The organism is Algoriphagus algorifonticola (assembly GCF_007655305.1).
Lineage (GTDB): Bacteria > Bacteroidota > Bacteroidia > Cytophagales > Cyclobacteriaceae > Algoriphagus > Algoriphagus algorifonticola.
Genome location: NZ_VLOG01000058.1, coordinates 1 through 25,631 on the forward strand (window position 1 = coordinate 1; position 25,631 = coordinate 25,631).

Annotated in this window: 21 protein-coding genes; 6 read left to right on the forward strand and 15 right to left on the reverse strand. The window is 39.5% G+C overall.

Annotated elements, in window-relative coordinates; genetic code table 11:
• Nucleotides 1–207: 207 nt before the first annotated feature.
• From FL972_RS15675 to FL972_RS15695, 5 genes are all read right to left on the reverse strand, one after another.
• Nucleotides 208–825 (reverse strand): alpha/beta hydrolase, encoded by a 618-nt coding sequence (locus FL972_RS15675; protein ID WP_144606773.1) that lies wholly within the window; start codon nucleotides 823–825, stop codon nucleotides 208–210.
• On the reverse strand, nucleotides 818–1,768 hold the full coding sequence (locus FL972_RS15680) for a ring-cleaving dioxygenase (RefSeq protein ID WP_144606775.1): 951 nt from the start codon (nucleotides 1,766–1,768) through the stop codon (nucleotides 818–820). Before FL972_RS15680 ends, FL972_RS15675 begins: the two co-directional genes overlap by 8 nt.
• 174 nt (nucleotides 1,769–1,942) lie before the next feature.
• Nucleotides 1,943–2,491 carry a YceI family protein gene (locus tag FL972_RS15685; protein ID WP_144606777.1) on the reverse strand — a complete coding sequence of 183 codons (549 nt, stop codon included), beginning with the start codon at nucleotides 2,489–2,491 and terminating at the stop codon, nucleotides 1,943–1,945.
• A 73-nt stretch (nucleotides 2,492–2,564) separates the two neighbouring features.
• Nucleotides 2,565–3,017: a MarR family winged helix-turn-helix transcriptional regulator gene (locus FL972_RS15690; protein WP_144606779.1), complete on the reverse strand. Its 453-nt coding sequence runs from the start codon at nucleotides 3,015–3,017 to the stop codon at nucleotides 2,565–2,567.
• A gap of 103 nt (nucleotides 3,018–3,120) precedes the next feature.
• Nucleotides 3,121–6,039, reverse strand: a complete 2,919-nt coding sequence (locus FL972_RS15695) for a ligand-binding sensor domain-containing protein (RefSeq protein ID WP_144606781.1) — start codon at nucleotides 6,037–6,039, stop codon at nucleotides 3,121–3,123.
• A 193-nt stretch (nucleotides 6,040–6,232) separates the two neighbouring features.
• Here FL972_RS15695 and FL972_RS15700 point away from each other — a divergent pair, with 193 nt between their 5' ends.
• Both FL972_RS15700 and FL972_RS15705 read left to right on the forward strand, forming a co-directional pair.
• A complete protein-coding gene (locus FL972_RS15700; RefSeq protein ID WP_144606783.1) occupies nucleotides 6,233–7,636 on the forward strand; it encodes a hypothetical protein in 1,404 nt (467 codons plus the stop codon).
• Between the two features lie 67 nt (nucleotides 7,637–7,703).
• Nucleotides 7,704–8,570 carry a glycoside hydrolase family 16 protein gene (locus tag FL972_RS15705; protein WP_144606785.1) on the forward strand — a complete coding sequence of 289 codons (867 nt, stop codon included), beginning with the start codon at nucleotides 7,704–7,706 and terminating at the stop codon, nucleotides 8,568–8,570.
• A 21-nt stretch (nucleotides 8,571–8,591) separates the two neighbouring features.
• Here FL972_RS15705 and FL972_RS15710 read toward each other — a convergent pair whose 3' ends face one another.
• The 10 genes from FL972_RS15710 to FL972_RS15755 all read right to left on the reverse strand — a co-directional run bounded on the left by FL972_RS15710 (nucleotide 8,592) and on the right by FL972_RS15755 (nucleotide 19,735).
• Nucleotides 8,592–9,392, reverse strand: a complete 801-nt coding sequence (locus tag FL972_RS15710; protein WP_144606787.1) for an alpha/beta fold hydrolase — start codon at nucleotides 9,390–9,392, stop codon at nucleotides 8,592–8,594.
• Nucleotides 9,393–9,485: 93 nt separating this feature from the next.
• Nucleotides 9,486–11,072 (reverse strand): amidohydrolase family protein, encoded by a 1,587-nt coding sequence (locus FL972_RS15715; RefSeq protein WP_144606789.1) that lies wholly within the window; start codon nucleotides 11,070–11,072, stop codon nucleotides 9,486–9,488.
• Nucleotides 11,073–11,197: 125 nt separating this feature from the next.
• On the reverse strand, nucleotides 11,198–12,013 hold the full coding sequence (locus tag FL972_RS15720; RefSeq protein WP_091652950.1) for an enoyl-ACP reductase FabI: 816 nt from the start codon (nucleotides 12,011–12,013) through the stop codon (nucleotides 11,198–11,200).
• Nucleotides 12,014–12,075: 62 nt separating this feature from the next.
• Nucleotides 12,076–13,728 (reverse strand): DNA repair protein RecN, encoded by a 1,653-nt coding sequence (gene recN / locus FL972_RS15725; protein ID WP_144606791.1) that lies wholly within the window; start codon nucleotides 13,726–13,728, stop codon nucleotides 12,076–12,078.
• A 36-nt stretch (nucleotides 13,729–13,764) separates the two neighbouring features.
• Nucleotides 13,765–14,667: a type IX secretion system protein PorD gene (porD, locus tag FL972_RS15730; RefSeq protein WP_144606793.1), complete on the reverse strand. Its 903-nt coding sequence runs from the start codon at nucleotides 14,665–14,667 to the stop codon at nucleotides 13,765–13,767.
• 23 nt (nucleotides 14,668–14,690) lie between these two features.
• Nucleotides 14,691–15,905: a bifunctional phosphopantothenoylcysteine decarboxylase/phosphopantothenate--cysteine ligase CoaBC gene (gene coaBC / locus FL972_RS15735; RefSeq protein WP_144606796.1), complete on the reverse strand. Its 1,215-nt coding sequence runs from the start codon at nucleotides 15,903–15,905 to the stop codon at nucleotides 14,691–14,693.
• Nucleotides 15,906–15,907: 2 nt separating this feature from the next.
• Nucleotides 15,908–16,222: a DNA-directed RNA polymerase subunit omega gene (locus FL972_RS15740; protein WP_091652937.1), complete on the reverse strand. Its 315-nt coding sequence runs from the start codon at nucleotides 16,220–16,222 to the stop codon at nucleotides 15,908–15,910.
• Between the two features lie 15 nt (nucleotides 16,223–16,237).
• Nucleotides 16,238–17,143, reverse strand: coding sequence for an outer membrane protein assembly factor BamD (locus tag FL972_RS15745; RefSeq protein ID WP_144606798.1), 906 nt, complete (start codon nucleotides 17,141–17,143; stop codon nucleotides 16,238–16,240).
• Between the two features lie 68 nt (nucleotides 17,144–17,211).
• On the reverse strand, nucleotides 17,212–17,928 hold the full coding sequence (locus tag FL972_RS15750) for a T9SS type A sorting domain-containing protein (RefSeq protein WP_144606800.1): 717 nt from the start codon (nucleotides 17,926–17,928) through the stop codon (nucleotides 17,212–17,214).
• Nucleotides 17,929–18,073: 145 nt separating this feature from the next.
• Nucleotides 18,074–19,735, reverse strand: a complete 1,662-nt coding sequence (locus tag FL972_RS15755) for an OstA-like protein (RefSeq protein WP_144606803.1) — start codon at nucleotides 19,733–19,735, stop codon at nucleotides 18,074–18,076.
• Between the two features lie 48 nt (nucleotides 19,736–19,783).
• Between FL972_RS15755 and tilS the strand changes: the two genes are divergently transcribed.
• From tilS to FL972_RS15775, 4 genes are all read left to right on the forward strand, one after another.
• Nucleotides 19,784–21,106 (forward strand): tRNA lysidine(34) synthetase TilS, encoded by a 1,323-nt coding sequence (gene tilS / locus FL972_RS15760; RefSeq protein WP_144606805.1) that lies wholly within the window; start codon nucleotides 19,784–19,786, stop codon nucleotides 21,104–21,106.
• On the forward strand, nucleotides 21,106–21,621 hold the full coding sequence (locus FL972_RS15765) for a Crp/Fnr family transcriptional regulator (protein ID WP_091652922.1): 516 nt from the start codon (nucleotides 21,106–21,108) through the stop codon (nucleotides 21,619–21,621). Before tilS ends, FL972_RS15765 begins: the two co-directional genes overlap by 1 nt.
• Nucleotides 21,622–21,834: 213 nt before the next feature.
• Nucleotides 21,835–22,770: a malate dehydrogenase gene (gene mdh / locus FL972_RS15770; RefSeq protein WP_091652920.1), complete on the forward strand. Its 936-nt coding sequence runs from the start codon at nucleotides 21,835–21,837 to the stop codon at nucleotides 22,768–22,770.
• A gap of 98 nt (nucleotides 22,771–22,868) precedes the next feature.
• On the forward strand, nucleotides 22,869–25,574 hold the full coding sequence (locus FL972_RS15775; protein ID WP_144606808.1) for a hypothetical protein: 2,706 nt from the start codon (nucleotides 22,869–22,871) through the stop codon (nucleotides 25,572–25,574).
• Nucleotides 25,575–25,631 lie beyond the last annotated feature (57 nt).

Genomic DNA, 25,631 nt, shown 5'->3' on the forward strand with positions numbered 1-25,631 from the left:
CTTCTTCCATCCTTTGCGGGAGAAATAAACGCTGCGTCGCTGCGTCTCTGCGAGCTTTTTTTAACCACAAACATAGTTTTGATAAGCTAATTTCAGATTTCTCACTTCAGACTTAAATAAGAATTTGCAGTGATTCCAACGTTTAAAAACGAAAAAAGTCCCAAAGTATAACTTTGAGACTTTTTGAATTAAGAAAACCAAGTAAATCTAGTTTTGGGAGAGTAGATGCTCATTCACCCACTCCAATTCTTCTTCCCGAATCGTATGCTCAGGATCATCGAAAATCAATGTTTTTACATTCGCACCCATTTTTTCCAATAGTTGCGCAGATTCTTCTATTCGAGTCAAAGGGACATGAAAATCACGATTACTGCTCCCTATAAAAATAGGAGTTCCGTCAAAATTCCCTTTATATTTTTCAGGTTGTAATTTTTCTCCAATCAAACCTCCAGTAAAAGCCACCACACCCCCCAACTTTTGGGCATTTAGAGCCGCAAACTCCAAGCTCAGACAAGCTCCTTGGGAAAAACCAATTAGGTATATTCTTTCCGTGGGAATTCCCTTTTTCACAATTTGATCGAAAGCTTTTTGAATTTTCCCCAATGATTTTTTCAAGGACTGCTGATTGCTTTCGTCAGGAGCCATAAAGCTATAAGGGTACCAAGTATTGCCCTCAGCTTGTGGAGCCAGAAGTGCAAAATCTTTTAATTTCAAATAGGATTTCAAAGAGATAATACTTTGAGCACTCGCGCCCCTGCCATGGATTAGGATGGCCGCACTGTAGGCTTCTTTTAAGTCCTTACCTGCTTGAATCAAATCAGTCATAGTTAGATGGGTTTAAGGATACCGGAGCCAAGCTCTTTTCAATTCTATCTCTGGAAGGCTCTGCCCAGTCCGGTAGTTTCAACAATTCTCCCAAGTGAGCTTCCTCCTCGTCAATTGCAAATCCAGGTTCATCAGTGGCGATTTCAAATAACACCCCACCCGGCTCTCTGAAATAAATGGATTTAAAATAGTTTCGGTCTTTTACCTCGGTTACTTGATAACCATGCTTCAACAGAATCTGCTGAATCTCCGATTGAGTGGATGTATTTTCGGTTCTAAATGCTATGTGATGCACGGTTCCAGCACTTTGCATACCTCGGTTGCCATTTGGTTCCACTACGATATCTACAATATCACCTGGTTTTCCTTCAGTTCCGTATCTGTAGCGATTACCTTCCTCCCCTATCAAGCGATAATTCATATGTTCGGTCAAAAGTTTAGCAGTTAATTCCTTAGCTCTAAGCAATAAGGTCGCACCGTAAAAGCCTTTGATACTATGCTCTTGGGGAATTGCTCCATAAGACCATCCTGGTCTATCGTCTCGATCATTTGCAATCAATTCAATTCCCATTCCGTCGTGGTCTTCGAATCGGATCAACTCATGACCAAATCGGGTTAAGGTATCAGAAATGGCAATTCCGTATTTACCCAATCTTTCTCTCCAATAAGCTAAAGAATTGCTTGCGATTGAAAATGCAGTGTAAGTAAGCTCACCTGTTCCTTTGATTCCTTTTCTCGCACCTGCAAATGGGAAGGTGGTAAATACAGTACCTGGATGTCCTAATTCATCACCAAAGTAAAAATGGTAGACATCAGGAGCATCAAAATTGATGGTCTTTTTGACCAGTCTCAATCCCAGTATTCCTGTATAAAAATCAATGTTTGCCTGTGGATTCCCGGCAATCGCTGTGATATGATGAATTCCTTTGATTAATGGTTTCATGGCGTTTGTGGGTATTGTGGGTAATTTTTAATTGAGGCTGTCTCATAAATGTTGAATGTCGCCTTTCAAGAAGTCGAAATGACTTAAATATCTTTGATTAGCTTTCGACTCCGCTCTGGCAGACAGGACAAACTTATTTGAGACAGCCTCTAAATAGTTGGTTTTATTATTCAATTAGGCAGAAGCTCCTTCAGCGACAGCTTGTTTTACTAGCTGCACGCTCAATAAAAGTCTTACTTGATCGCTTACCACCACATTTCCAGCTTCAGTTACAGCAGACCAAGTCAAACCGAAATCTTTGCGGTTTACTTTTCCTTCAATCTCAAAACCTGCTTTTGTCTGTCCATAAGGATCACCTGCAACTCCACCAAAGTCCACATCAAGCTCAACTGCTTTAGTGGTTCCTCTCATGGTCAGGTCTCCTACTAATTTGTAATCACCACCGTTTTTCTGAACGGTTCCTTCGAAGGATAGTTTAGGATGGTTTGCTGCATCGAAAAAGTCTGCTGACTTCAAATGATTATCTCTATCAGACTGATTAGTATCAATACTGTCGATTTCTGCGGAGAAATTTACTTTAGCTCCGTCAAAATCATCGGAATTAGATTCTGCAGATCCTTCAAACTTCTTGAAATAACCTGTCACGGTAGAAATCACCAAGTGCTTTACTTTGAAAGATACTTCGGAGTGGGTTGGATCAATTGTCCATTTAGCTGTGCTCATTGTTTTGTAGTTTAAGTTTAAATTTGAATTGTATTTACATTTTATGTATAGACATCTTTTTAGGGAAAAAATTTTAGCCTCTCAGCTTATCCAATAAATCATTCAACTCATTCACTTCCTGAGTGTTTAAATTCACAATTTGTTGGTTAAATTCTTCCACTTGCTTTTCAAGCTCATTTAATACAGATAAGCCTTTTTCAGTAATCACGATATCGACCTGTCTTCGATCTGCCGGACATTCTTCTCGCTTCACCATACCTTTATTTTTTAATTTTTCGACTAATCTGGATGCATTGGACATTTTGTTCAACATCCTTTCCTGAATAGAAGAAACTGTTAAAGGCTTTCCATTTTGGCCTCTAAGAATTCTCAGCACATTGTATTGCTCAGGTGAAAGATCTTTAGGCTTGAAAAGACTCGCTTGGGCCGTTACCAAATAACTATGGGTGTATAATAAATTTACCACCAACTTATTGTAAGGGTCCTTGAATTCTTTTTGCTGTATTGCCTCTTCTATCTTTACCATTTCTTACATCTGTATTTAATGTATATACATGTAAATATATGAAAAAGTTTCAAGATTTAAAAAAAATTATTTTTTGAGCTGAAGATGAGTAGAAATTCAGCTGTTAGAAACGTAGTAAAAAATCGCTTAGGTTATCCTTCCTTTCCAGCCCCAATTTTTTCCTAACTCTATACCTGCCTATTTCTACCCCTCGCACAGAGATGCCCAAGAGGTTTGCAATCTCTTTCGTGTTCAAATTCATTCTTATATAAGCAGCAAACTTAATTTCCTGCGGAGTCATGTCGGGATATTTATCTTTAAGCCTAGTGATAAAGTTTCCATGCACCTGATCAAAGTTTTCAGAAAACTGAGTCCACTCATCTCCAGTCTCCAAATCCTTATCAATTGACTTAATCAATTTTAGAAGTTGTGAATTCAGTTGTCGGCTTTTTTCATCCTTGGTAATATTTTTCAAGGTGTTTTTGATGTTTGACAGCAACTGGTTTTTTTGGATCAAATGCATAGCCGAAGAAGTCAGCTCTTGATTTTTATATTCGATTTCATTTTGAAGTTTTTCATTTTTTAGTTTCACGATCTCTTCTTCCGTTCTTTGGGTAATGGATTTGATTTCGGAATCCTTCTTTTTCAAGGCTTGATTTTGCTCTTGCTCCAATAATAGGGTTTCTTCTTTATGCTTTTTATCCAACCATCTGAATGCCAGATATAGCAGGAATATTGTTCCAAAAGTGTAAAAGAGGTAGGCTAGAACGGATCTGTAAAATGGAGGAGCTACCGTAAAACTGAATCTGATTTCCTCCGTGGGTTCCTCAAAAATATTTTTGGCTCTTACTACAAAGTGATAAGTGCCCTCCCTTAGGTTGGTATACTCCTTTTTGTTTTCATAGCCCCAAGCCGACCAGTTTTCATCGTAGTTTTCAAGCTTAAATTGGTAAAGCACCTCTCTCCCACTTTCATAATGTGGTGATACAAATTCAAAAGAAAAAGAGTTTTGACTGTATTTGAATTTCTGATCCTGAATAGCTTCAAGTGGATGCTTGTCATTTTCATGTCCTGAAAATATCAAGGAGTCCTTTTTACCGGAATTGATAATTTCTTTGAATAATATTTTTGGCTGAACTGTCCTTGGAATATCTTTTTCAGGGCTGTAATGAATAAACCCCTGCTTTCCTCCAATCAATATATTGTGGTTATCCAGTACAATTACATTAGCTAAATCATCATTCCAGTAACTTCTAATTTTATTAAAGGAAGAACTGTGATTTTCAAACTTATTGTTGGCTTGGAGTTTTAAGACACCAAGTTTATTCTGTTCTATATAATAGATGTTTCCCAATTCATCAGATTCCATATCGACCATAGTTGCCTGTTTGGTCAACACATCTCCGTACTCTACACTGGGTTGGAATTTATCCTCGGCCTCATTAAATCTATAAAATCCTCTGTCGGCAGTAAAAATCAATTGATTCGAAATCTTGAACACATTTATTAATACATCTGAAGGAAACCCACTTCTACTATCGTATCTCTTACTGGAAACTACCTCGGTGAAGTTCTCATTGAATTCCAGTTTAAACACACCTTTATACCCGTGCGCAATCCAAAGTTTATCTCCATCAAACTCAAGGATTCTTGAAGATTCGCTAAATCCCTTAATTTTTTGCTTAAACTCTAAGCTCCCATTTTTCCATTCAAACAAAAAGAGGCCGGTGTAATTTCCTTGGATTACCAAATTCGGCTGACCAGGCGGAGACTTAAAAGTCCAAGCTCCATTTTCGTCAAAGACCTTTCTGGCTTTCCCTCCCTCCACGATAAAAGTACCGTTATGATGCCCCACCAACACTTTCCCGTTTAGCTCCTGAATGGTGTAAACTTGCCCCGATGTTCCACCAACAAAATTTATCTTTCCCTTTTCCCACTTGAAAAGGCCATTATTTGTCCCCAGATAAACTACATCATCTTGTAACAAAGCAGTGTAACCAGACCCCGAAAGGCCCATTCTGTCATCAATAAAAGTAAAAGGTGAATTTAAGTCTACTCTTGCAACTCCATTATTCATTGCCAGCCAAAGTCCACCGTTAATATCCTCGTAGATATAATTGATTGTCAGATCCATCAAACCTGACTCCTTATCTAAATGAAGAACCAGTTCTCCATTTTTTTCAACGATAAACAAACCTGCGTTCTGAGTTCCAATCGCGATATTCCCATTTCTTAACCGGGTAGTGTAATTGATCAGGTAATCATTTCTCCAAAAATCACCTTTAAATTGAAATGGATTGATTGATCCATTATTATATAAAAAAGCCCCGTATTCTACTGTAGCAATCAATAAGCTCCCCTTTTCATAGTTCAATACATTGGCAATTCGCTTTTCTTTAAAAAAATCCCCATTTCTCACCAATTCGAATTGATTCCCTTTCAAAACAGATAAGCCACTTTCCATTTGAAAAGTATAGAGCAGGTTATCTACCTGAAAAGATATCTCCAACCTGCTATCAGGCTGAATAATATTAATTGAATTTCCATTATAAACATAAATCCGCTTAAACGTACAGAAGTAAATTTCACCTTCTATTTCATAAACCTTCCAAGTTTCATCGAAGTCTCGAATTTCATCCGGTAAACTATCTGCTAGAGAAGTATATACCAACTGCCCTCTTTGATTTGGTGCCATGAAACCAAAATCAGCCTGGCTACCTACATAAATTTTCCCATCCTTTCCGAAATGGGCAGACCTTACCTTGGTATTATTTAGTCCATAACGAGTCCAAGCTTTTCCATCAAAGACCAGTAAACCCATATTATTGGCTACATAGATCAGTCCTTTATCGTCTTGAATGATATCCCAATTTTGGATACCAGCTTTATAGGTTTCCGGTCCGTAATTTGAAATAAAAGGAAGGCCCTTGAAAGAATTATTTTCTTGTCCAAAAAGGTGATTATCCTTAAAAAGGAAGGTAATAAGGCTCAACAAGCAATATAAACCGACTTGCTTAACTCTATTTTGAAAGGAAAAAGACATTGAGAAGGCATTTTGGGTAGATTGCGAAAATAAATTTCAGCCAAAATCCTTAAATTAAAGTCAAATAGCAAGATTTTTTAAAATTTGATGAATTTTTGATGTATTGAAAAATTCTCACAGATGAAATGTTGTAGCATTCCTTTTTTTGCATTCACAAAGTAAAAAATAGACATTAGGTCAAAAAAATAGACCCATGAAAAAAGTATTACTCAATTTAACATTGATTCTATTGTCCGTGATGGCTATTTCATCATGCGACAATGGCTTTGCGGATGTGGATGTGATTGACACTCCACCTACCATTACACTAGGTAGCATTACAAGCGGTACGACAGAAGGACAGGATTTCAAAATTAAAATCACGGTTTCTGACGGTGTTGAGGGGAGCACAATTAGTGCATTAAGAGACCTTACTTATACAATTACTAGTGGCGGAGCTACAGTAGCATCCGGTACTGAAGCATTAACAGGAGATAATCAAGTTATCGATTTAGTAATTTCCGGTGGTTTCCCTGCTGGCGATTACAACTTTGATGCAGTAGTTACCGATACAAACGGAAATTCCACAGCTGCTAATAGATCATTCACAGTAGCCTCCTTAAAGCCAGCCTTTGATATCACAGGTGCTTGGACCATGGAACCTGTAGCTGGAGCTATGAAAGTGGGTCCTGCTCCTGGCGATGGTCAGTGGTGGACTAGTGGAGCAGGTGAAGTAACAGCAAGAGCATGTTTCTTCGACGATGTATATACTTTCAATGCTGACGGTTCATTCGAAATCGATATGGGTGCTCAGACTTGGTTAGAGCAATGGCAGGGAGTTGCCAATGATGGATGTGGTGCACCAATAGCACCATTTGATGGAAAAGGCACCTATTCTTACACCTACACTACAACGACATTAACGCTTGTGGGAACAGGAGCCCATGTTGGCCTTTCAAAAGTAAATAACGCAGGTGAAATTTCTCAGGGAGCTGCTGTAGCTGATGAAATTTCTTATACAATTGCAGACCAATCAGAAAGCGAGGGAATCAGAAGAATGACCTTAAGAATCGAGGCTGGCAGTGGAGTTTGGTGGGATTTCAGATTGATCTCCGGTACTCCGGCAACTGCTACCTCTGTAGTAGGCAACTGGAAAATGGAACCAGTAGCTGGAGCATTGGCTGTAGGTTCCTCTGAAGGCGCATCAGATTATTGGGCTAATGGAGCTGGGGATGTAACAGCAAGAGCATGTTTCTTCGATGATGTTTACACTTTCAATGCTGACGGAACATTCACTATGGATATGGGCTCTCAAACCTGGTTGGAAGCCTGGCAAGGAGTAGCTGCTGATGCTTGTGGAGCACCTATAGCACCCCATGATGGAAAAGGTTCATACACCTATGAGTTTGCTGGCGGCAACCTAAAAATCATTGGCAAGGGTGGTCACGTTGCACTTGCGAAAGTTGTCAATGGAGCGGAATTACCTTCAGTAGGTGTACCTGATGAAATCACTTATAAGGTAGCAAGCCTTACTGAAGAAGGTGGTAAGAAGAAAATGACTCTTCACATTGAAGTTGGAGGCGGTGCTTGGTGGACATTCAGATTAGTGTCTGAATAATTTATAAATTGAGAATGTCTGCTGCTACGTAAATGCAGCAGACATTTCTTATTTAAAAAGGGTGAGGATGAAAAAGACAATTCAATTTTTTTGCATTTTAATGCTAACAGCAGGATTTATTTCCTGTTCTTCTGATGGAGGAGATGGACCCAATCCGGGTAATGGAGTAGCTAAAGTTCCAATTCCATCTACTGGGTACACTTCCCCGAATTCCTATACAGGAATGACTTTGGTCTGGGAAGATGATTTCAATGGAAGTTCTTTGGACGCGGCAAATTGGTCGCATGAGACAGGTACTGGACAGAATGGTTGGGGAAACAATGAGCTCCAATACTACAGATCTCAAAATACCAGTTTTCAGGATGGACATTTGATTATTACCGCTAAAGAGGAAGATTTTGGGAGCAGAAAATACACCTCTTCTAGAATTGTTTCTATGAATAAGAAGCAATTTAGATATGGTAGGATAGACGTTCGGGCAGTTATGCCAAGAGGACAGGGGTTGTGGCCTGCTGTCTGGATGCTTGGTTCAAACTTTCAAACTGAGGGTTGGCCAGCTTGTGGAGAGATAGACATCATGGAGATGGTAGGTGGGCAAGGCCGTGAAAATACTGTTCATGGGACAGTTCACTGGTCAAATAATGGTTCACATGCCGAATTTGGAGGTAAGAAGACTAAAAGCAATGGCACATTGGCAGACGAGTTCCATGTTTATTCTATCGAATGGGATGCTACTTCCATCAAATGGTTTTTGGACAATCAACAGTATCATGTAATCGATACGACTCCAGCCGAATTAGATGAGTTTAGAAGAAGCTTTTTCTTTATCATGAATGTCGCTGTGGGCGGAAATTGGCCTGGGTCTCCCAATGCCACGACCACCTTTCCTCAGCATATGATTGTAGATTACGTAAGAGTATTTCAAAAACAATAAAAAAGCCCTTCGGGGCTTTTTTTATTTTCTTTCAAGTAACCACTCTTCGATTAACCTATTGACTTCTTCTGGTTTTTCGATACAGCTGCTATGCCCTGCCCCTGCAATCATATGCAGTTCAGCTTTTTCAATTCCCATTTGGATAAATTTCGCTTTTTCCGGTTTAGTTGCGACGTCTTCATCTCCAACTATGATCATGGTAGGGCGTTTGATATCAGCAAGCTCAGACTCCACTCCTTTTCTATAGATCACACCTTCAACAGGCCCTGTTATAGCCCTTTTATTAGCCATCAATTGCTTTTTCCAATACTTAACTTCGGCCTGATTACTTTCTTTGGCCAGCCAAGATCCCGCAAACATGATTGGCATTACCTTATTGGCTACGGGCGGGATTACTCCCAGCCATTTCACTATTCCATTTAGAGTTTTATACTTTGGGAGGTTTTCAACTGGTTCTGCATTTGCAGAGGTTTCCAATAATATTAAGCTTTTTATTAAATGAGGATGGCGGGAAGCAAGTCTCATACCTACAAACCCTCCCATGGATAATCCAATAAAATGAACTGGTCCTTCGACTAGATTTTGTATCAACTCAGCCGCATCCTCCGCAACCGTCTCCATATCGTATGGAGCCTTAGCCTCACTTTGTCCTTGACCTCTATGATCATAGGCAATCACCCGATATCTTTTCGAAAAATGAGCGATTTGCTCCCTAAACATATGATAACTCCAAAGTAGACCATGAGAGAAAACCAGGGTTTCCTTTCCACTGCCTTTTTCCTCATAAAAGAGCCTTACTCCATTAACCGTAATTGTAGGCATAGCTAATTGCTTTTAAGGAATAAACTTTAGAAAAATAAAAAAATGAGAATAGAAAAAGTCTCTAAATCCTATTCCCATTTGCTTATTTACCTATTACCAATCCAAGCCTGGCTGCTTTAGTGAAGTATTTTCTTTCTCTTTGGCTTCCTCCACCATTTTCTTCACATCAGCAAGAAGTTGCTTAGCATCGTAGACAATCCCATCCTTGATGGTGTATTTTACGCCACCTACCCGAATTGGTTTATTATTTTTATCAATCCTGATCGCTCCCGTTCCATAGAGTACTTTCAGATTTTGTAATGGATTTTCCTCTACGATCACCATATCCGCTAATTTCCCTACTTCCACTGTACCAAGCGTCTTCTCAAGCCCCAAAGCTTCTGCTCCATACATAGTGGCCGATCGAATAACTTCCAATGGATGAAAACCCGCTTCCCTAAGAAGCTCCATTTCCCTGATGTAAGCAAATCCATATAGCTGGTAAATAAAGCCTGAATCAGAGCCAGTAGTCACTCTTCCTCCTCTGTTTTTATATTCATTGACAAAAGTCATCCAAAGACGATAATTTTCTTTCCATTGCAACTCTTCCTCTGTGGTCCAATCAAACCAATAAGAGCCGTGAGACTGCCTGCTAGGGGCATAGAATCGCCATAGAGAAGGCAAAGTATATACTTCATGCCATTCGGCAGTCCGAGCTCTCATCAGATCTCTATTAGCTTCATAAATATTGAAGGTAGGATCTAGTGTAAAGTCCAGTTCCAATAATTCATTCATGACATTATTCCAATGCTCGGAATATGGGGGTGCTGCTTGTTTCCAAAGCTTGCCTGCCTCAGCAAATCGATGCTGCTCATTCTGATAATTGTAATCCAGTCTAAAATCCTGGATAGTTCTGTCCTGAAACAAAGCCTCCGGTAATCCATACCAATGCTCCATGGAGGTCAAACCTGCTCTGGCAGAATTCAAAACATTCCATCTGGCGACATCCAGTTGTTGATGATGCATTGCTGATCGTAAACCAATTCTCTTATTCTCAGAAATTGCAGCTTCCATGACTTCCGGCTTTGCTCCGAAAAATTTGATCCCATCCGCACCTTTCGCTTTATTTTGATTCACCCAAGCTTTGGCTTGATCCGCTGTAGTAATTGGGCTTTCAGAACCCTGCCCAAAAGCTGTATATGCTAAAATCCTAGGCGCAGTAATCTGGTTTTTCGCAGACCTGTTTTTCTGACTTAGTACCCAGTCCAATCCATTCCCTGCAGAAGGGTCACGAACAGTAGTGACGCCATGAGCCATCCATAATTTATAGACATACTCTGCTGGTGTGCCTTGTCCAGTACCTCCAATATGCGCATGCATATCAATGAATCCTGGAAGCAAGTAATGACCTTCCAAATCCAACACCTTGGTTTTCTCATCTGCTTGAGGCCTTCTCGACTCATTAATTGGCAATCCTGGATAACCTACATTCTGAATACGGGTAATGATGTTTTTTTCAATTACAATATCCACTGGACCCGTGGGTGGCGCTCCTGTGCCATCGATTAAAACGACTCCTCTTAAAATTAACTTGTCATATGGACCATCTCCTTCTCCCCTATCTGGGGCAGGTTGAATTTGTGCTGACAGCTGAATCGTTGCAGTCAAGCAGATTACAGCTAATAAAATTTTCTTTAACATACGGTTGGTGCTTGATAAGGTGCAATAAGATAAGGTAAAAAGCCAAATCATAAAATGGATTTTGGATAAGCAGAAATGAAAAAGGCCCTGAATGAACAGAGCCTTTAAAAATATTCTTTAATGAATTATAAATCTTTAAACTTTTCCATGATATCCTCCGAGATTCCCGTGAAAGAATATCCTCCATCATGAAACAGGTTTTGCATGGTCACCATTTTAGTCAAATCAGAAAACATGGTCACGATGTAATCTGCACAGGCATCCGCAGATGCATTTCCTAGTGGAGACAAGGCCTCTGCAAAATTGAAGAAGGAATCAAATCCTCCGATTCCAGTACCTGCCGTGGTTTTGGTTGGAGATTGTGAAATAGTATTCACCCTCACTTTCTTAAGCTTTCCAAATCTATAGCCATAGCCTCTTGCTATGCTTTCCAATAATGCTTTCGCATCTGCCATATCAGTGTAGAATGGGAATACTCTTTGAGCGGCGATATAGGACAAACCTACAATTGAACCCCACTCCTTCATCACGTCCATTTTCTCTGCCACATGCATCATTTTATGAAATGAGATAGCAGAAACGTCGTAGGACTTATTCAACCAATCGTAATTCAGCTCACCGTAGGAGCGTCCCTTTCTGATGTTAGGCGACATTCCTATTGAATGCAACAGGAAGTCAAAATCAGCTCCTAAAAACTCTTTGGCTTCAGTATACAATTTCTCGATATCCTCCACCACAGTGGCGTCAGCCGGAATTACAATGGTGTCACATTCCTTTGCAAGCTCATTAATGGCTCCCATACGCATGGCGATTGGAGCATTTGTCAATACGAACTTCGCACCTTGTTCTTTAGCCTTGAGTGCTGTTTTCCAGGCAATTGAGTTTTCGTCTAAGGCACCGGTGATGATCCCTACTTTTCCTTTTAGCAAATTTTCTGGCATATAGCTTTTGATTGATGTCAAAAATACGCTGTAAAAATAGGAATTTTCCGGGAATAGCCGCCTTAATTCAACAAGAGCTCTCGAGCGCTCTCTACTGCAGAGGAGGAAGGATTGGATCCAGCAATCATTTTTGCGAGTTCTTCTACTCTCTCAGAATCATCTAATAATTTGATTTTGCTGACTGTACGTTCAGATTGATTATCCTTGAAAACAAAATAATGTCTATCTCCTTTTGCCGCTACTTGTGGTAAATGAGTAATACAGATCACTTGGTGCTTCTTGGAAATTTCTTTCATCATCCTTACCATCTGCAAGGCCACTTCTCCTGAGATCCCTGTATCAATCTCGTCAAAAATCAAAGTTGGCAGGGCCATCTTATCAGCCATGAGATACTTTATCCCGAAAAGCAATCTCGAAAACTCCCCTCCGGAAGCCACTTTTTTCAAAGCTTGAGGTTGAGCCCCTTTATTTGCGGTAAATAACAACTCAATTTCATCCAATCCACTTGCTGAAGGAGGTATACTCTTTTGTTCTATTTGAATCTTAGCATTCTCCATTCCCAAATCCGCCAAAAGCCCTTGCAAGGAGGATTCAAATACCTTAAAACAAGATTTTCTTTTTTCGCTCAAAAGCCTTCCGGCATCCAGCATTTCTTTTTCAGATAGCTTGAGCTTCTTTTCTGCCTCAGCCAAATTCTCATCGAGATTCTGAAACTGAAAAACTTTGTCTGCCAATTCACTTTCAATCTGAATCAGCTCTTCTACAGAATTAACTCCATGCTTTTTTTGCAGCTGATATATCTTACTCAGCCTTTCCCGAATCTCTTCCAGCTTTTCAAAATCAATCTCCACTTTGCTTTCTTCATCGGCCAAAGTCTCAGCAAGGTCCTTCATTTCTATATAGGCCTCCTGAAATCTTTCCTGAATTCCAGAGAATTTATGAGCCAAACGAGCCAAGGACTGTAGTCCCTGTTGCACTTGTCCCAAACCCTGAATTAAGCCGACTTGATCTTCGTGAAAAAGATTCAACATCTCATTGATTCGAAGCTTGATATCTTCCGCATTTTCAAGAATCTCCTGACTGGATTCCAGCTCCTCCTGCTCGCCCTTTTGCAAGCTCAATACGCTCAATTCATCCAATAAAAACTGATTGAAGTCAGCCTCCTTCTGTAGATCTGCCGCCTCTTTTTGAAGTTTCTCAAAGGCCTTCTTGATACTTCTGTAGTGTTGGAAGGCTCTTTTAAAGGAATCGAGTTCACCTGAACTTTGCGCAAAAGCATCCACTAGTCCCAGCTGATAGTTACCGTCTGCAAGTTGGAGTGTATCATGTTGCGAATGAACATCCATTAATTTTACTCCTAGCTCCTTGAGAACGTCCAAAAGCACTGGAGTATCGTTGATAAAGGATCTGGATTTACCACTAGGGGAGATTTCTCTTCGAATGATGCATTGATGATCAAAATCAAGTTCTTGGGCTTCGAAAAAAGCTTTTAAGCCATAATTACCTATTTCAAAAATTCCTTCAATGATGCATTTTTTATCCTCATGCAGCAGTACTTTGGTATCGGCTCTTTTCCCCAAAAGCAAGCCCACGGCACCCAGCATAATTGATTTACCAGCGCCAGTCTCACCCGTAATCATGCTCAAAGCAGAGCTAGGTTGCATTTGCAACTCATCTATCAAGGCATAATTGGAAATACTCAGTGATTTTAGCATTACTTTTTGGAATATTACAAAGCTAAAAAAAGAGACTTAGCTTTTCAGCAGCTCATTGTACTTTCTGGCATTATTTGGATCCACCTGAAGCAGCAACTCCACCGCTTCGGTCCGAATTTCAAATGGAGCATTCTTCAAAACGTTTGAAATCTCGTCACTTTTGGCATCCATAAATGATATAGTGAAAATCCCATTGGGCTGAGTTTTGTTTGCATTCGCAACCAGTTTGATCGCCTCCAAAATGTTTTTGTAGGCTTGATCGGGCTCAATCTGTAAAATATCCAAACCCTGTCGATGATAGAGATAATAAGCCTCTCTGATTGAGGAAAAAACGGATGAAGTGTAAATATCATTGATCAACCAATAGCGATTTCTACGGTCTGATGTACTTTGTACCCAGCCTGCACGACCAGATTGCTGGGCATTGTTTACAATATCATTGGCAATCGCAAAAAATGGATCTCCTCCCTTATTTTCGAAGGTATCATAATCCAATCCCAAAGCTATATTGGCATAAAAAGCCAAAAGAGAACTGATATTATTCAAAAAAGTAAACCGATTGAACTCCAGTGGCTGGGACTCTATAAATTCAAAATTCCAGTTTCTGTCGGCAAAGTTGAAGACTAAACTTTCATAATCGGTCCCATAGATGGGTCGGACAGTCTGTATTTGAACAGTTGCTGAATAAATACCAACCTGAGGCACCTCATTAATGGTAATTAGTAGATTTCCTTTGATCCTTTCTTCAGGTTTAAATTCATCCGAAGTCCATGATCTTCCATTGAGAAACTGCTCGAAAGAAGTTTTCATCTGATCAAAAATATTGGTATTCTGAATCCTCGCCCGATCACTGTTAATGATGACGGTAAAATTGAGTTCCTGAGCAGAAACTCTCAATCCAAGTCCTAAAAAAAGAATAGCGAAGAGCAGTTTTTTCATTCCTCTAAAAATAAGTGAATTTATCAGGCTTCTTCCCAAAGCTCCAATTTTTTGATTTCATCCAGAATAAACTCTGCGATTTCAGTTTTTGGAGCCAGTGGAGATTCTATTTTTTCTGCTTTGTTGGTGAAAATGGTGACCTTGTTGGTATCTAAACGAAAACCTGCCCCTTTTTCTTTCATCGAATTGAGAACAATGAGGTCAAAGTTTTTCTTTTTCAATTTAGCCTGAGCATTTTCTGACTCATTCTCTGTCTCCAAGGCAAACCCAACATGAATTTGATTAAGGCTTTTATTTGCACCTAATGATTGAGCGATATCCACATTTTTTTTGAGTTGAATACTCATCTGAGAATCGTTCTTTTTTATTTTTTCAGGTGCAACTTCAGCGGGTCCATAGTCAGCTACTGCTGCTGTAAAAACTGCATAATCACAATCAGTATGAAAAGATTTTGCTGCATTATACATTTCTTGAGCTGATTTGACATCGACCCATTGGAACTTCTTTTTTTCTACAGGAATGGAAACTGGCCCTGAAACCACATAAACATCAGCGCCTCTATTTTTAAAAGATTCAGCAAGGGCGTATCCCATTTTGCCGCTGGAATGATTGCTGATATACCTTACCGGATCTATCGCTTCTTGAGTAGGCCCCATAGTAATCAGGACCTTTTTTCCTAAAAAATCATTTTTTTTTTGAAAGAATTTAAAAAGTTCCTCCAAAATGTGTTCTGGCTCCATCATTCTTCCCTGACCGGAAAGACCGCTTGCCAATTCTCCCGACTCCGCCTCCAAAATATGATTTCCAAAATTGGAGAGTGTTTGAATATTTTTTTGCACCGATGGATGCTGATACATATCCAAATCCATGGCTGGGGCAACCATAACAGGGCATTTTGCAGATAAATAAACTGCAGTGAGTAGATTGTCACAGATCCCGTTAGCAAACTTTGCTAAGGTATTGGCACTAATCGGTGCAACTAAAATTAAATCTGCCCAAAGCCCCAGGTCTACATGATTATTCCATTCGCCGGTTTCATCTTTTTGGAATTGATGTAAAACAGGCCTCTTGGATAAGGTAGATAATGTCAATGGGGTAATAAAATCAAGAGCAGAAGCGCTCATGATGATTTGCACTTCTGCTCCTTCTTTGACTAATAAGCGGGTTAGAAAAGCAGACTTGTATGCGGCAATACTACCGGTTACGCCAAGTATGATTCGCTTTCCTTTGAGGCTCATTTTTATTGGCCTTCTTCCTGCTCTGGGAATCTGTAAAACACCTTTTTCTCCATAAACTCTTCCATAGCAAGAGTTGACGGCTTAGGCATTCTTTCATAAAACTTGGAGATTTCGATCTGCTCCTTGTTTTCGAATACTTCTTCTAAGTTATCTACCGTGGATGCGAATTCGGAAAGTTTGTTATTCAACTCTTCCTTCAAATTGGTAGAAATCTGCTTAGCACGCTGTCCAATAATATGGATTGATTCGTAAATGTTGCCAGTGTGATCAGCAACCTTATCCAAATCTCTTGTGATGATGGATGGGTTTGTAGCCATTTTATATCAATTTAATTAATTATCAATTTTATTTACCTGAGTTACTTCTGCAGTTACGTCAGCTTTTTCAGCCTCGGCAGCTCTCTCAGCTAATTCTTTTTTCCTTTTGAGATGAGACTCCAATTCCTGACGAGTCTCAGTCTCTATGTTTTTAACCTGCGCAGTAAACTTACTCTCAGGGTATCTGCGGTAAAAATTGGATGCAAACTTGATCGCATCATTCAATCTTTCCTCTTTTTTGTTGAAAATACTGTTTTCAGCATATCCAGAGCTAACCTCCACCAATTTGTAAGCTAACTCTTCATTGTATTTACTTTCAGGATAGTCTTTGGCAAAATTCTGAAAGTTGATGATGCAAGCCCGGTAAAAATCTCCGGGATAAAGCCCATCCTTTAATCTATAATACATAGAAGCCTCTTGATAGGCTTTTTCTTCAAATCTCCGCTCCAAATCCTGAAGCATTTCTATAGCTCTTTCATAACTAGCCGATCCAGGGAATCTGGTCACAAACTGCTGAATGGCAGCTACGGCCTCTCTGCTGCTTTGCTGATCCAAATTATAATCAGGAGCATCTAGATAGAGAGAGTACGCATGCATAAACAAAGCCTCTTCTGCTAAAGGGCTTCGATTGTATGTTCTATAGAAATTATTGAAATACCCAGCTGCCTCAATATACCTTTTGGTTTTGAAGTGACAGTTTGCATAGTTGTAATCAGCCAATTCGGCTTTTTCACTTCCACGAATCACCGGTAAAACCTTGTCATACAAGATGATGGCTTTATTATATTCTCCCTCCTGATAATATTTATTTGCTCCATTGTAAAGCTCTTCCCAGTTGGTACTTTTTTCCAACTTGCTGAAAGGGCCGCATGAGCCAAATAAAAGGATTACTAGAAGAAGATTAAGGTACTGTAAGCGCATGTTCATTTTCAAGACCGCAAATATACGGGATATTAATTGGTATTCAAATGGATAGGATGGGATCTAAATTACTTCTTCACAACGAGCTTTTTGGTCACAATATTTTTATTGTTTACAAAAAGAGTGTAGAAATAAACTCCGGGATTGAAGTCAGAAACATTGATGACCAGGGTGTTTCTTTCCGGATCTAACTCATATTCAGCTACTGGATTTCCGATAAAGCTGTTAATTGTAATTTTCGCTTTCGCTTTTTCATTCTTGAAATCGTAATCCAGCTGTGCGATACGATTGCTGGGATTAGGATATACATCTGAAAGGGTCAAATCCTCATAATCAAAACCATCTGCCTTTTTATTAGGATTGTTGACATTATATTCTGCCTCTACCAGAAAGGATTCTCTCAAATTATCAACGTTGACAAAAACCAAATCGAAAGAACCTCTCGTTTCAGCGATTCCCATTTCAAAATCCAAGTAAAAATCTGTTACAATTTCACCCGGCTTAAGAGTTAATTTGATTTTAGCCAAATCTCTTTTGGCATCATAGCACTGCTCCCCTATACAAACTTTCATATTTTGAGAGGAACCGATATTGCCTACCAAATTTTTCAAGAAAAAGGTTTTTGTCTTATCGGATTCGTTTTGAAGAATGACAGTTTTTCTTTGGGAAGTGCCTATAGAGCCTGAAAAATCCAAACTTTCACTGAGCACATGAACCTGCTGAGCTTCCGAAAATAGCGGAAACGCAAGCACTAGCCACGCAAAAAGTTTGAGAAAATTCTTCATGTAAAGTTTTAATCGATAAGCCCTTGAGTTGTTTATACTTCAATGAATATACGTACAAATTTATGTCGAGGATAGTCTTTCGGTAAAAAATTTGGGTTAATTGTTGTTAACCTCCTTAAAATATTTTTTAGACTTATTCGTTACCTCAGTTGTTCTTAGTCTTCAGAGGTGTTAAAACAGGTTTTTTCTTATTCAAGCCTCTTTTTTCCAGTGATTTTTGTATTTCCTCTTCGGTCGGCATCCTGATTTCCGCATTGGGTTCATTAAAAAGATTTTTTTGATCAGGATCGATTTCAATTACCGGTCTCCAAGCGAAAATTGAATCCAATACTGGTTTTTCCTCCAACCTCCATAAAAAGCCATCGAGTCTTGAGCTCTTTTCATCCAACTTTTGCACTGGAATAAAACGCCCATCAGGCTTAATATCATACTTCACACGCTTAATTGCTCCTTCATTGAACTTTAATTCAATAGTGGCTGACAAGGTTCGGTTGACACCCTGAGTCAAAGTATCGCCCTCCAGCGCAAAATATAAAGACTCTCCATTCCCTTCAATATTCAGTTTACTGATTTGCCCTTCCTCAAAAAAGCCAGTCATCTTCCTGCCTTTCATTTGATTGAAGTTTGTCAAAGTATCAGTCATTATGGCAAAAGCCTTTTCCTTCATAAAGACTCGTTTCAACTCTTCATTTTCAATATAAAAAACCATAGAATCAGCAGAAATCTGGCTTTTTTGATTCCATATGACTGGGTCTTGAAATAGTTGAATGGTGGAATCATTGTAATTATACACTAAAGAATCCGCTATCCCGGACAGGTCGGCTTTGATTAAATTAATAGAATGAAAAGCCAATAAATACTTTGCAGAATCAGACTCATGATCCTGAGAAATCAAGGTGTCTGCAGTTAAATAAAGTGTATCTTTTTCGAAGTATCTTCTTACCAATGCTTTGCCATGCACCAAGCTATATCCTCTATCCTCCCAATATTGACCTACATCCCCAAAAATCTCAACTTGCCTTTCTTTATTAAAAACCCGGACATTCTCTTTTCCTTCATAATACGCTTCCAGCTCTTTGTACAAAAGCTCTTCCGCTTTCACTCTACTTGTCTCAGTCTCCACTACCCCGTCAAAAAATCGGAAATTCTTATTTTGAGTATCATAAAAACTCCCTTTCTGAGCATCCAGCGTATTACCTTCTTTTGATACCAGGTTAGTCAGCCCTTTGGTCTCTGCTGTTTTGGGGATTGTCATGTACACCAGATATTCAGTTTTCATGGTATAATCAGGATTTACTAAGACCACCTTATCCAAAAAAGTGATTCGTTCCCGATTCACTTCATACCTACCTCTTTCACTGGTTAGTACATTGGTCGAGTCTACTACCTTCCCTTTGTTAAAATAAGTGGCAATATTTTGAGCTCTATCGTAGTTGAGATAATCTGTGTAAAGCGTGGTTTCTCCATTGGTAAAAACCACCTTATTTCTCAGCTTGGCCAACTTAGTATTTCCATCGTATTCAGCATAAGTACTTCGGGTGGTGACAGGATCTTCCTGATCCTCTATTAAAACTCTTCCATAAAGTTTTGCCATGTTGCTCGTCCTGAAAAAATGAGCCGAGTCACAGGAAATTAGTGTATTCTGATTCTTCATCCGAACAGACCCCAGCAATCTTTCGAAACCATTTGCACCTTTTAGGGAGTCAGCTTTCAAAATTTCCAGCGTATTGGTTCCCTGCCCAAAAGACGAAAAAGTCCAAAGAGTGAAAAACAAAACGGAAAGGAAACTGAACAGGGATTTTTTCATTGATGAATTCAAGTGGGCAAAATTAGTAGAAAAAGCTATTTTTGATCAATGATTACAGCTTTTAAAGAGCATATACGCCAAAAGTCTCTTTTAGATGAGAACTTCAGCTATCTTTTTGCCTGCAGCGGAGGAATAGACAGCATGGTATTGGGGGATTTATTGCTCAAATCGAATATTCAGTTTGAAGTTGCCCATGTCAATTTTGGATTAAGAAGTCATGAGAGCGACGGGGACGAAGAATTTGTAAAAAAATGGGCGGAGAAAAATCAGCTTCACTTTCACACCCACCATGCTGATGCAATGGCGGTGGCAGAGGAAAAGAAGATTTCAATTCAGATGGCTGCCAGGGAAATTCGATACGCCTGGTTCGAAAAGCTGAGTTCTGAAAGAAAACTTTCTGGAATCATATTGGCTCATCAAGAGGATGATCAACTGGAAACCATTTTTTTAAATCTATTGAGAGGCACCGGCATGGAAGGCATTCAGGGTATGGCTGACCGAAAAGGATCACTTATACGTCCTCTACTACCATTTAGCAGAGCCGAAATAGAGAATTATGCCAAAGAAAATAGGATAAGCTGGAGAGAAGACAGCTCCAATCTGAAAACAGACTACAAGCGAAATAAATTGAGATTGGAAGCCTTGCCTGCTTTATATGAAGTTGCCAGCGATGCACGAAAAAATATACTGGGCAGCTTTGTAAGACTAAAGGACTCTGCCAAAGCTTTTAATCATCTTTTTGATAACTGGAAAAAGGATCAAATCCGCGTTGATGGAGATTACCAGTTTCTCCCATTTCATGCCATTCAAAACATTCCCGGCGCAGTTTCTTTGGTTTTCCACTGGCTCAAACCATTTGGATTTAATTCAGATCAGGCTGAAGGAATAGTTGATGCTTGTAGTAATCCTCAAGCAGGAAAAATCTTTGAAACTGGAGCTTTCCAAGCAAGTATTGACCGAGAGGAAGTTATTTTAAGCCCTAAGCATCAAAACTTCAATCCTATTGAGATCAACAGAGATGATATTGGTTTAACTATCGAAGAAGACCGCTTCGAGTTGATTAAGATGGATACTGGCTCAAGGATGGATACATTGAGGGAAAATGCCATGTTGGATTTTGAAAAATTGGATTTTCCACTGGAAATCAGAAGCTGGGAATTGGGAGATCGATTTATTCCATTAGGAATGAAAAACAGCAAGAAAATCTCAGACTTTTTGATAGATTTGAAAGTATCTCTGGCAGAAAAATCCAAAGTGAAGGTATTGATCTCCAACGGAAAAATCGTATGGGTAATCGGTTACAGAATTGCCGACTGGGCTAAGTGTGATGCCTCCACCAGAAAAATTTATTACATCAAACATTTATCCTGATGCTGAACCCATTTTCTAAAACTTACACAGAGGAAGATCAGAAAACTTTTGATTTCCTGCGGATGATCAAGTTTTTTGAGCGTCTGAGAAATAAGGAAATGGCTCGTTTTCTTCCCGCCATGCATCAGAGAAAATATGCCAAAGACGAAGTGATATTTTTCAGCAAGGATCCGAGTCAGGCTTTATATCTGGTGAAAAAAGGTCAGGTAATCCTAACCATAGATATCAAGGATAATTTTGAGTCAATTTTGGAAATTAACAAAGGAGAAGCATTCGGGGAAAACTCTCTTTTGGAAAATGCAAAAAGAACCTACACCGCCATCGTTACATCAGAAGAAGCTGATTTGATCGTGATCCCTCATTTTGCCATTCAAGAGATATTCGACTCCAACCCAAAAATCAAAGCCAAAATGATGACTTCATTGGCTGAATATTACAATGAAAACAATCAGAGGCTATTCAGATCCTACAGAGAATCGTTTGGATTCTTCAGCTTGAGGCAGATGTTTGAATGAGAATAGTCACTTAGGAGTTTGATCCTTAAGGAAAATCATCCAAGCTTGATTGAATTTGGAAATCCTTCCAGAAAATCTAAAAGCTAAACCATAAATTTATCCCTTCAGAAAACCGATAAACAAAGTATTGGCCTGAGGGTTTCTAATCCGTTCATTGTTTAATAACTTAGCGCCGCTTTTTAAAGGCTTTATCAATAAAAAAATCAATATATCATGAGCAAAGTAACCGTAGTAGGGGCTGGTAACGTAGGAGCAACCTGCGCTGACGTATTAGCCTATCGAGAAATCGCTGAAGAAATTGTTTTGGTAGATATCAAAGAGGGAGTTGCTGAAGGCAAGGCCTTGGATATTTGGCAAAAGGCTCCTATCAATCAGTACGACTCCAGAACTGTAGGAAGCACTAATGATTACAGCAAAACCGCTAATTCTGATGTGGTAGTAATCACGTCTGGTCTACCTCGTAAACCGGGAATGACTCGTGATGACTTGATCGAGACCAATGCAGGAATCGTAAAATCCGTAACTGAAAATGTGATCAAGCATTCTCCGAATGCAATCATTATCGTGGTATCCAACCCACTTGACGTAATGACTTATCAGGCGCATTTGACTTCAAAACTTCCAAGAAACAAGGTAATGGGTATGGCTGGTATCTTGGATACTGCCAGATACAGAGCTTTCTTAGCCGACGAACTGAACGTTTCTGGAAAAGAAATTCAGGCAATTCTGATGGGTGGTCATGGTGATACCATGGTTCCTCTTCCTAGATATACTACAGTGGCAGGTATCCCGGTGACAGAATTGATCGCAAAAGACAAACTGGATGCAATCATTGAAAGAACCAAATTCGGAGGTGGTGAATTGGTGAAATTGATGGGGACTTCAGCTTGGTATGCGCCAGGATCTGCAGCTGCTCAGATGGTAGAAGCTATTTTGAAAAATCAAAGAAGAGTATTCCCTGTTTGTATCAAACTGGAAGGTGAATATGGAATCGATGACTGCTACCTAGGTGTGCCTGTAATTCTTGGTAAAAATGGTATCGAGAAAGTGATCGAACTAGATCTAAACGATGAAGAAAAAGCATTGCTTGAAACTTCTAGAGGTCACGTGAAAGAAGTGATGAATGTATTGGATGGATTATCCAAGTAATTCTTTCTGAACTCACAATAAATGACCCGAGATGCTTGGAATACCTTGCGTCTCGGGTCTGATTTTTGTTAATTTCAGAGAAGACTAAAACCGACTAAGTGAAAATCTGGAAAAGCTTACTTGTTCTACTTACTGTTTTAACCCTGGCGGCTGCTGGATATTGGGTTTATACCAAGTATTTTTCTTCCTCTAAAATTAGTAATCTCGAACTACTCAGTCAGGATGCAGTTTTTGTCTTAGAGTCGCAACAAACAGGAGATTTTTGGAATGAGCTAGTCGCTCATCCCTCTTGGAATATTTTCAAAAATTACCCTTCCTTCCAAAAGCTATCATCTCACTTAATCACCTTGGATAGCCTTACCGGAAACAGTGGAAAAATCAACCAACTTCTCAACAAGAATACTTTCACGGTAAGTTATCACCCCACGGGTTCCGAAAACTTCGACTTGCTATTCACTCTTCAGGCATCAGAAGGCACTGGTCAAAATCTCCAGGAAGAGATTACTCAAAAACTTCCAAAAGGCGCGAGGTTAAGTACCAGAAGTTATTCTGATCAGCCTGTGATTGAGTATTTCGATGAAAAAAATACGCGCAGCTGGAGCTTTTCATTTTTGGGATCGGTCATAGTTGCCTCACAGTCTTCTCTGTTGATAGAAGAAGCCATTCGAAATTTCATTAACCCAGAACTTCCAACCTATCAGGATTTCATCCCAAAAAACCATCAAAACACTAAAAGCAGACCGACCTTATGGGTAAGTGGAAAAGGGCTTGGGAGCTTATTAAGAGGCGTGGGGAATCAAAGGGAAAGCCTTGCAGTTAGAAGCCTCCAAAATATAGAAGCAGTCACTGGACTTGAAATTTCCTTGGAAGAAGGAGAAATCAGAATGGAAGGCCCAATTTTCCTTCGGGAAGAAATCAATTTCACCCCCTCAATCTCTGCAAACCTAACAGAAATACAGAAAGCCATTTCTATGGCTACCTATTCCGTGACCCAGTTTAATCTGCAAAGCATTTTTGAGACGCAGGCTTTGGAAAATAGAGCCTTTTCGGGGAAATCCACTTTTTTGGCAGAAGTACAAAGAAATTTAGTAGACCGTGGTTTTCTCGACAGCTTTACGGGCGAACTTTACCTTTTAGAATTGGAAGCCTTTGGTGGATCCAGTCAAAACTTGGCGCTATTGGCGCGAAGCTCTGAAAGCCAACTAGCATTTGATCTTCTCAGAAATTTCGTCAATTCACAAGGGAGTCAAACTACAGACTTTTATGCTAACAAGGAAATCCTATATGTGGGAGATGAAGAGTTTCCTGCCCACCTTTTCAAAGGAAAGTTTTTCGGATTCAATCAAACCTTCATCACACAAGTAGATGAGCTATTGATTTTTGCCAACTCCCAACAGGCAATGAAGCTCATTTTGGATGATTACCAAAACCAAAACAACTGGGCTAATGAACAAAGAGCTCCAGAAGCAAAAAAAGCACTTAGTCCCACTTCCGGTTTTTCAAGGATTTATTTGACCTCAAAAATCTGGGATTCTTGGACCAAACTCGCAAACCCCTCTTGGAGCACCTTTTTGCAGAAATATGCGTCAGCATTTCAGGCCTTCCCCTATGTCAGTTTTAAAATTAATCAGATAGGGGATGAAAGCCGAGCAACTTTGGTTTTGCCTTTAGCTAGCACTGACATCAAAGAAATCAAGACCGAGACCATGGTCAGCTTGAAGGCTGAAAGCAAAACCCCATTTAGCAGCAAATTAATATTCGGGCCCCAGGCTATCAGTAATTATCAGGATGGAACAGAGGACATAATTGTACAGGATCAGGAAAATGTGGTCTATCTGATAAATTCTGCCGGCGAAATTGTTTACAATCAAAAGCTCTCCGGACCTATTGTTTCAGATGTTTTCCAGATTGATTATTACAAAAACGGAAAACTTCAAGCCCTTTTAGCTACCTCTGATGCTATTTATGGAATTGACCGATTGGGTAACCCTTTACCGAATTATCCTTTCAAGTTTAATTCCGAAAAAATAAGACATCTGAATCTGGTAGATTACGATAACAATAAGGAATATCGATATTTCCTTAGTACAGAACGGGGAAGCCTGTATTTGTTGGATAAAACCGGGGAAAGATTGGAAGGCTGGAACCCACTTCAGATTGGAGGAAAAACAGTTTCCCCTCCTACTCACTATAGGGTGCCTGGAAAGGGTGACTTCATGGTTGCCAGTACTGAATCCGGATCTCTATTTCTTTTCAACAGGAGGGGCGAAAAGCAAAGTGGGAGTCCAATCAAGCTTACAGATGAATTAAGCTCAGGGTTGATTTATAATAGAACTGCAAGAAATGGTAGTTTTTTCCTTTCAGCCATTTCCTCCAATGGAGAAATCATCCATATCAACTTTGATGGGGAAGTCACCTATAGAAATCAATTGATCATTGAAGACAAAGACAATGATTTTGTTCTAGTACCAGATCAGCAAGAGATGGATTTTGTGATTATTTCCAGAAACTTCAATCAAATCAAAGTAATGAACCGAGAAGAGGAAGAACTCTTTACTGTTCGGGTTGCAGAAGGTAATTTAAAATACCAATATTTCGATTTTGGATCAGGAAGGAAAATAATAGTGATTACGGATCCCCTACAGGAGTTTTCTTATCTCTACGATATGAGCGGAAATCTTTTGACTCAGCTCCCTCCTGAAAGTCTGGGCAAATTGGAAATCAGTTATCAGACTAATCTAGGTCAATATTTAATCAGAACCATCAGCGGGAATTATCTGACTACCTATCAATTAAGCGACTAATCGATTTTAAATTGCCCTAGGCTTCTAAATTGAGTACCTTTGCGGCAATCATTAGAG

What these genes read in the sequence shown, in the direction of transcription:
- FL972_RS15720 (WP_091652950.1), bottom strand. Translation starts at nt 12,013, where the DNA reads ATGCCAGAAAATTTGCTAAAAGGAAAAGTAGGGATCATCACCGGTGCC.
- FL972_RS15745 (WP_144606798.1), bottom strand. Translation starts at nt 17,143, where the DNA reads ATGCGCTTACAGTACCTTAATCTTCTTCTAGTAATCCTTTTATTTGGC.
- mdh (WP_091652920.1), top strand. Translation starts at nt 21,835, where the DNA reads ATGAGCAAAGTAACCGTAGTAGGGGCTGGTAACGTAGGAGCAACCTGC.
- recN (WP_144606791.1), bottom strand. Translation starts at nt 13,728, where the DNA reads ATGCTAAAATCACTGAGTATTTCCAATTATGCCTTGATAGATGAGTTG.
- FL972_RS15750 (WP_144606800.1), bottom strand. Translation starts at nt 17,928, where the DNA reads ATGAAGAATTTTCTCAAACTTTTTGCGTGGCTAGTGCTTGCGTTTCCG.
- FL972_RS15705 (WP_144606785.1), top strand. Translation starts at nt 7,704, where the DNA reads ATGAAAAAGACAATTCAATTTTTTTGCATTTTAATGCTAACAGCAGGA.
- FL972_RS15755 (WP_144606803.1), bottom strand. Translation starts at nt 19,735, where the DNA reads ATGAAAAAATCCCTGTTCAGTTTCCTTTCCGTTTTGTTTTTCACTCTT.
- FL972_RS15695 (WP_144606781.1), bottom strand. Translation starts at nt 6,039, where the DNA reads ATGTCTTTTTCCTTTCAAAATAGAGTTAAGCAAGTCGGTTTATATTGC.
- FL972_RS15680 (WP_144606775.1), bottom strand. Translation starts at nt 1,768, where the DNA reads ATGAAACCATTAATCAAAGGAATTCATCATATCACAGCGATTGCCGGG.
- FL972_RS15675 (WP_144606773.1), bottom strand. Translation starts at nt 825, where the DNA reads ATGACTGATTTGATTCAAGCAGGTAAGGACTTAAAAGAAGCCTACAGT.
- FL972_RS15740 (WP_091652937.1), bottom strand. Translation starts at nt 16,222, where the DNA reads ATGGCTACAAACCCATCCATCATCACAAGAGATTTGGATAAGGTTGCT.
- FL972_RS15700 (WP_144606783.1), top strand. Translation starts at nt 6,233, where the DNA reads ATGAAAAAAGTATTACTCAATTTAACATTGATTCTATTGTCCGTGATG.
- FL972_RS15685 (WP_144606777.1), bottom strand. Translation starts at nt 2,491, where the DNA reads ATGAGCACAGCTAAATGGACAATTGATCCAACCCACTCCGAAGTATCT.
- porD (WP_144606793.1), bottom strand. Translation starts at nt 14,667, where the DNA reads ATGAAAAAACTGCTCTTCGCTATTCTTTTTTTAGGACTTGGATTGAGA.
- FL972_RS15765 (WP_091652922.1), top strand. Translation starts at nt 21,106, where the DNA reads ATGCTGAACCCATTTTCTAAAACTTACACAGAGGAAGATCAGAAAACT.
- coaBC (WP_144606796.1), bottom strand. Translation starts at nt 15,905, where the DNA reads ATGAGCCTCAAAGGAAAGCGAATCATACTTGGCGTAACCGGTAGTATT.
- FL972_RS15710 (WP_144606787.1), bottom strand. Translation starts at nt 9,392, where the DNA reads ATGCCTACAATTACGGTTAATGGAGTAAGGCTCTTTTATGAGGAAAAA.
- FL972_RS15690 (WP_144606779.1), bottom strand. Translation starts at nt 3,017, where the DNA reads ATGGTAAAGATAGAAGAGGCAATACAGCAAAAAGAATTCAAGGACCCT.
- FL972_RS15715 (WP_144606789.1), bottom strand. Translation starts at nt 11,072, where the DNA reads ATGTTAAAGAAAATTTTATTAGCTGTAATCTGCTTGACTGCAACGATT.
- tilS (WP_144606805.1), top strand. Translation starts at nt 19,784, where the DNA reads ATGATTACAGCTTTTAAAGAGCATATACGCCAAAAGTCTCTTTTAGAT.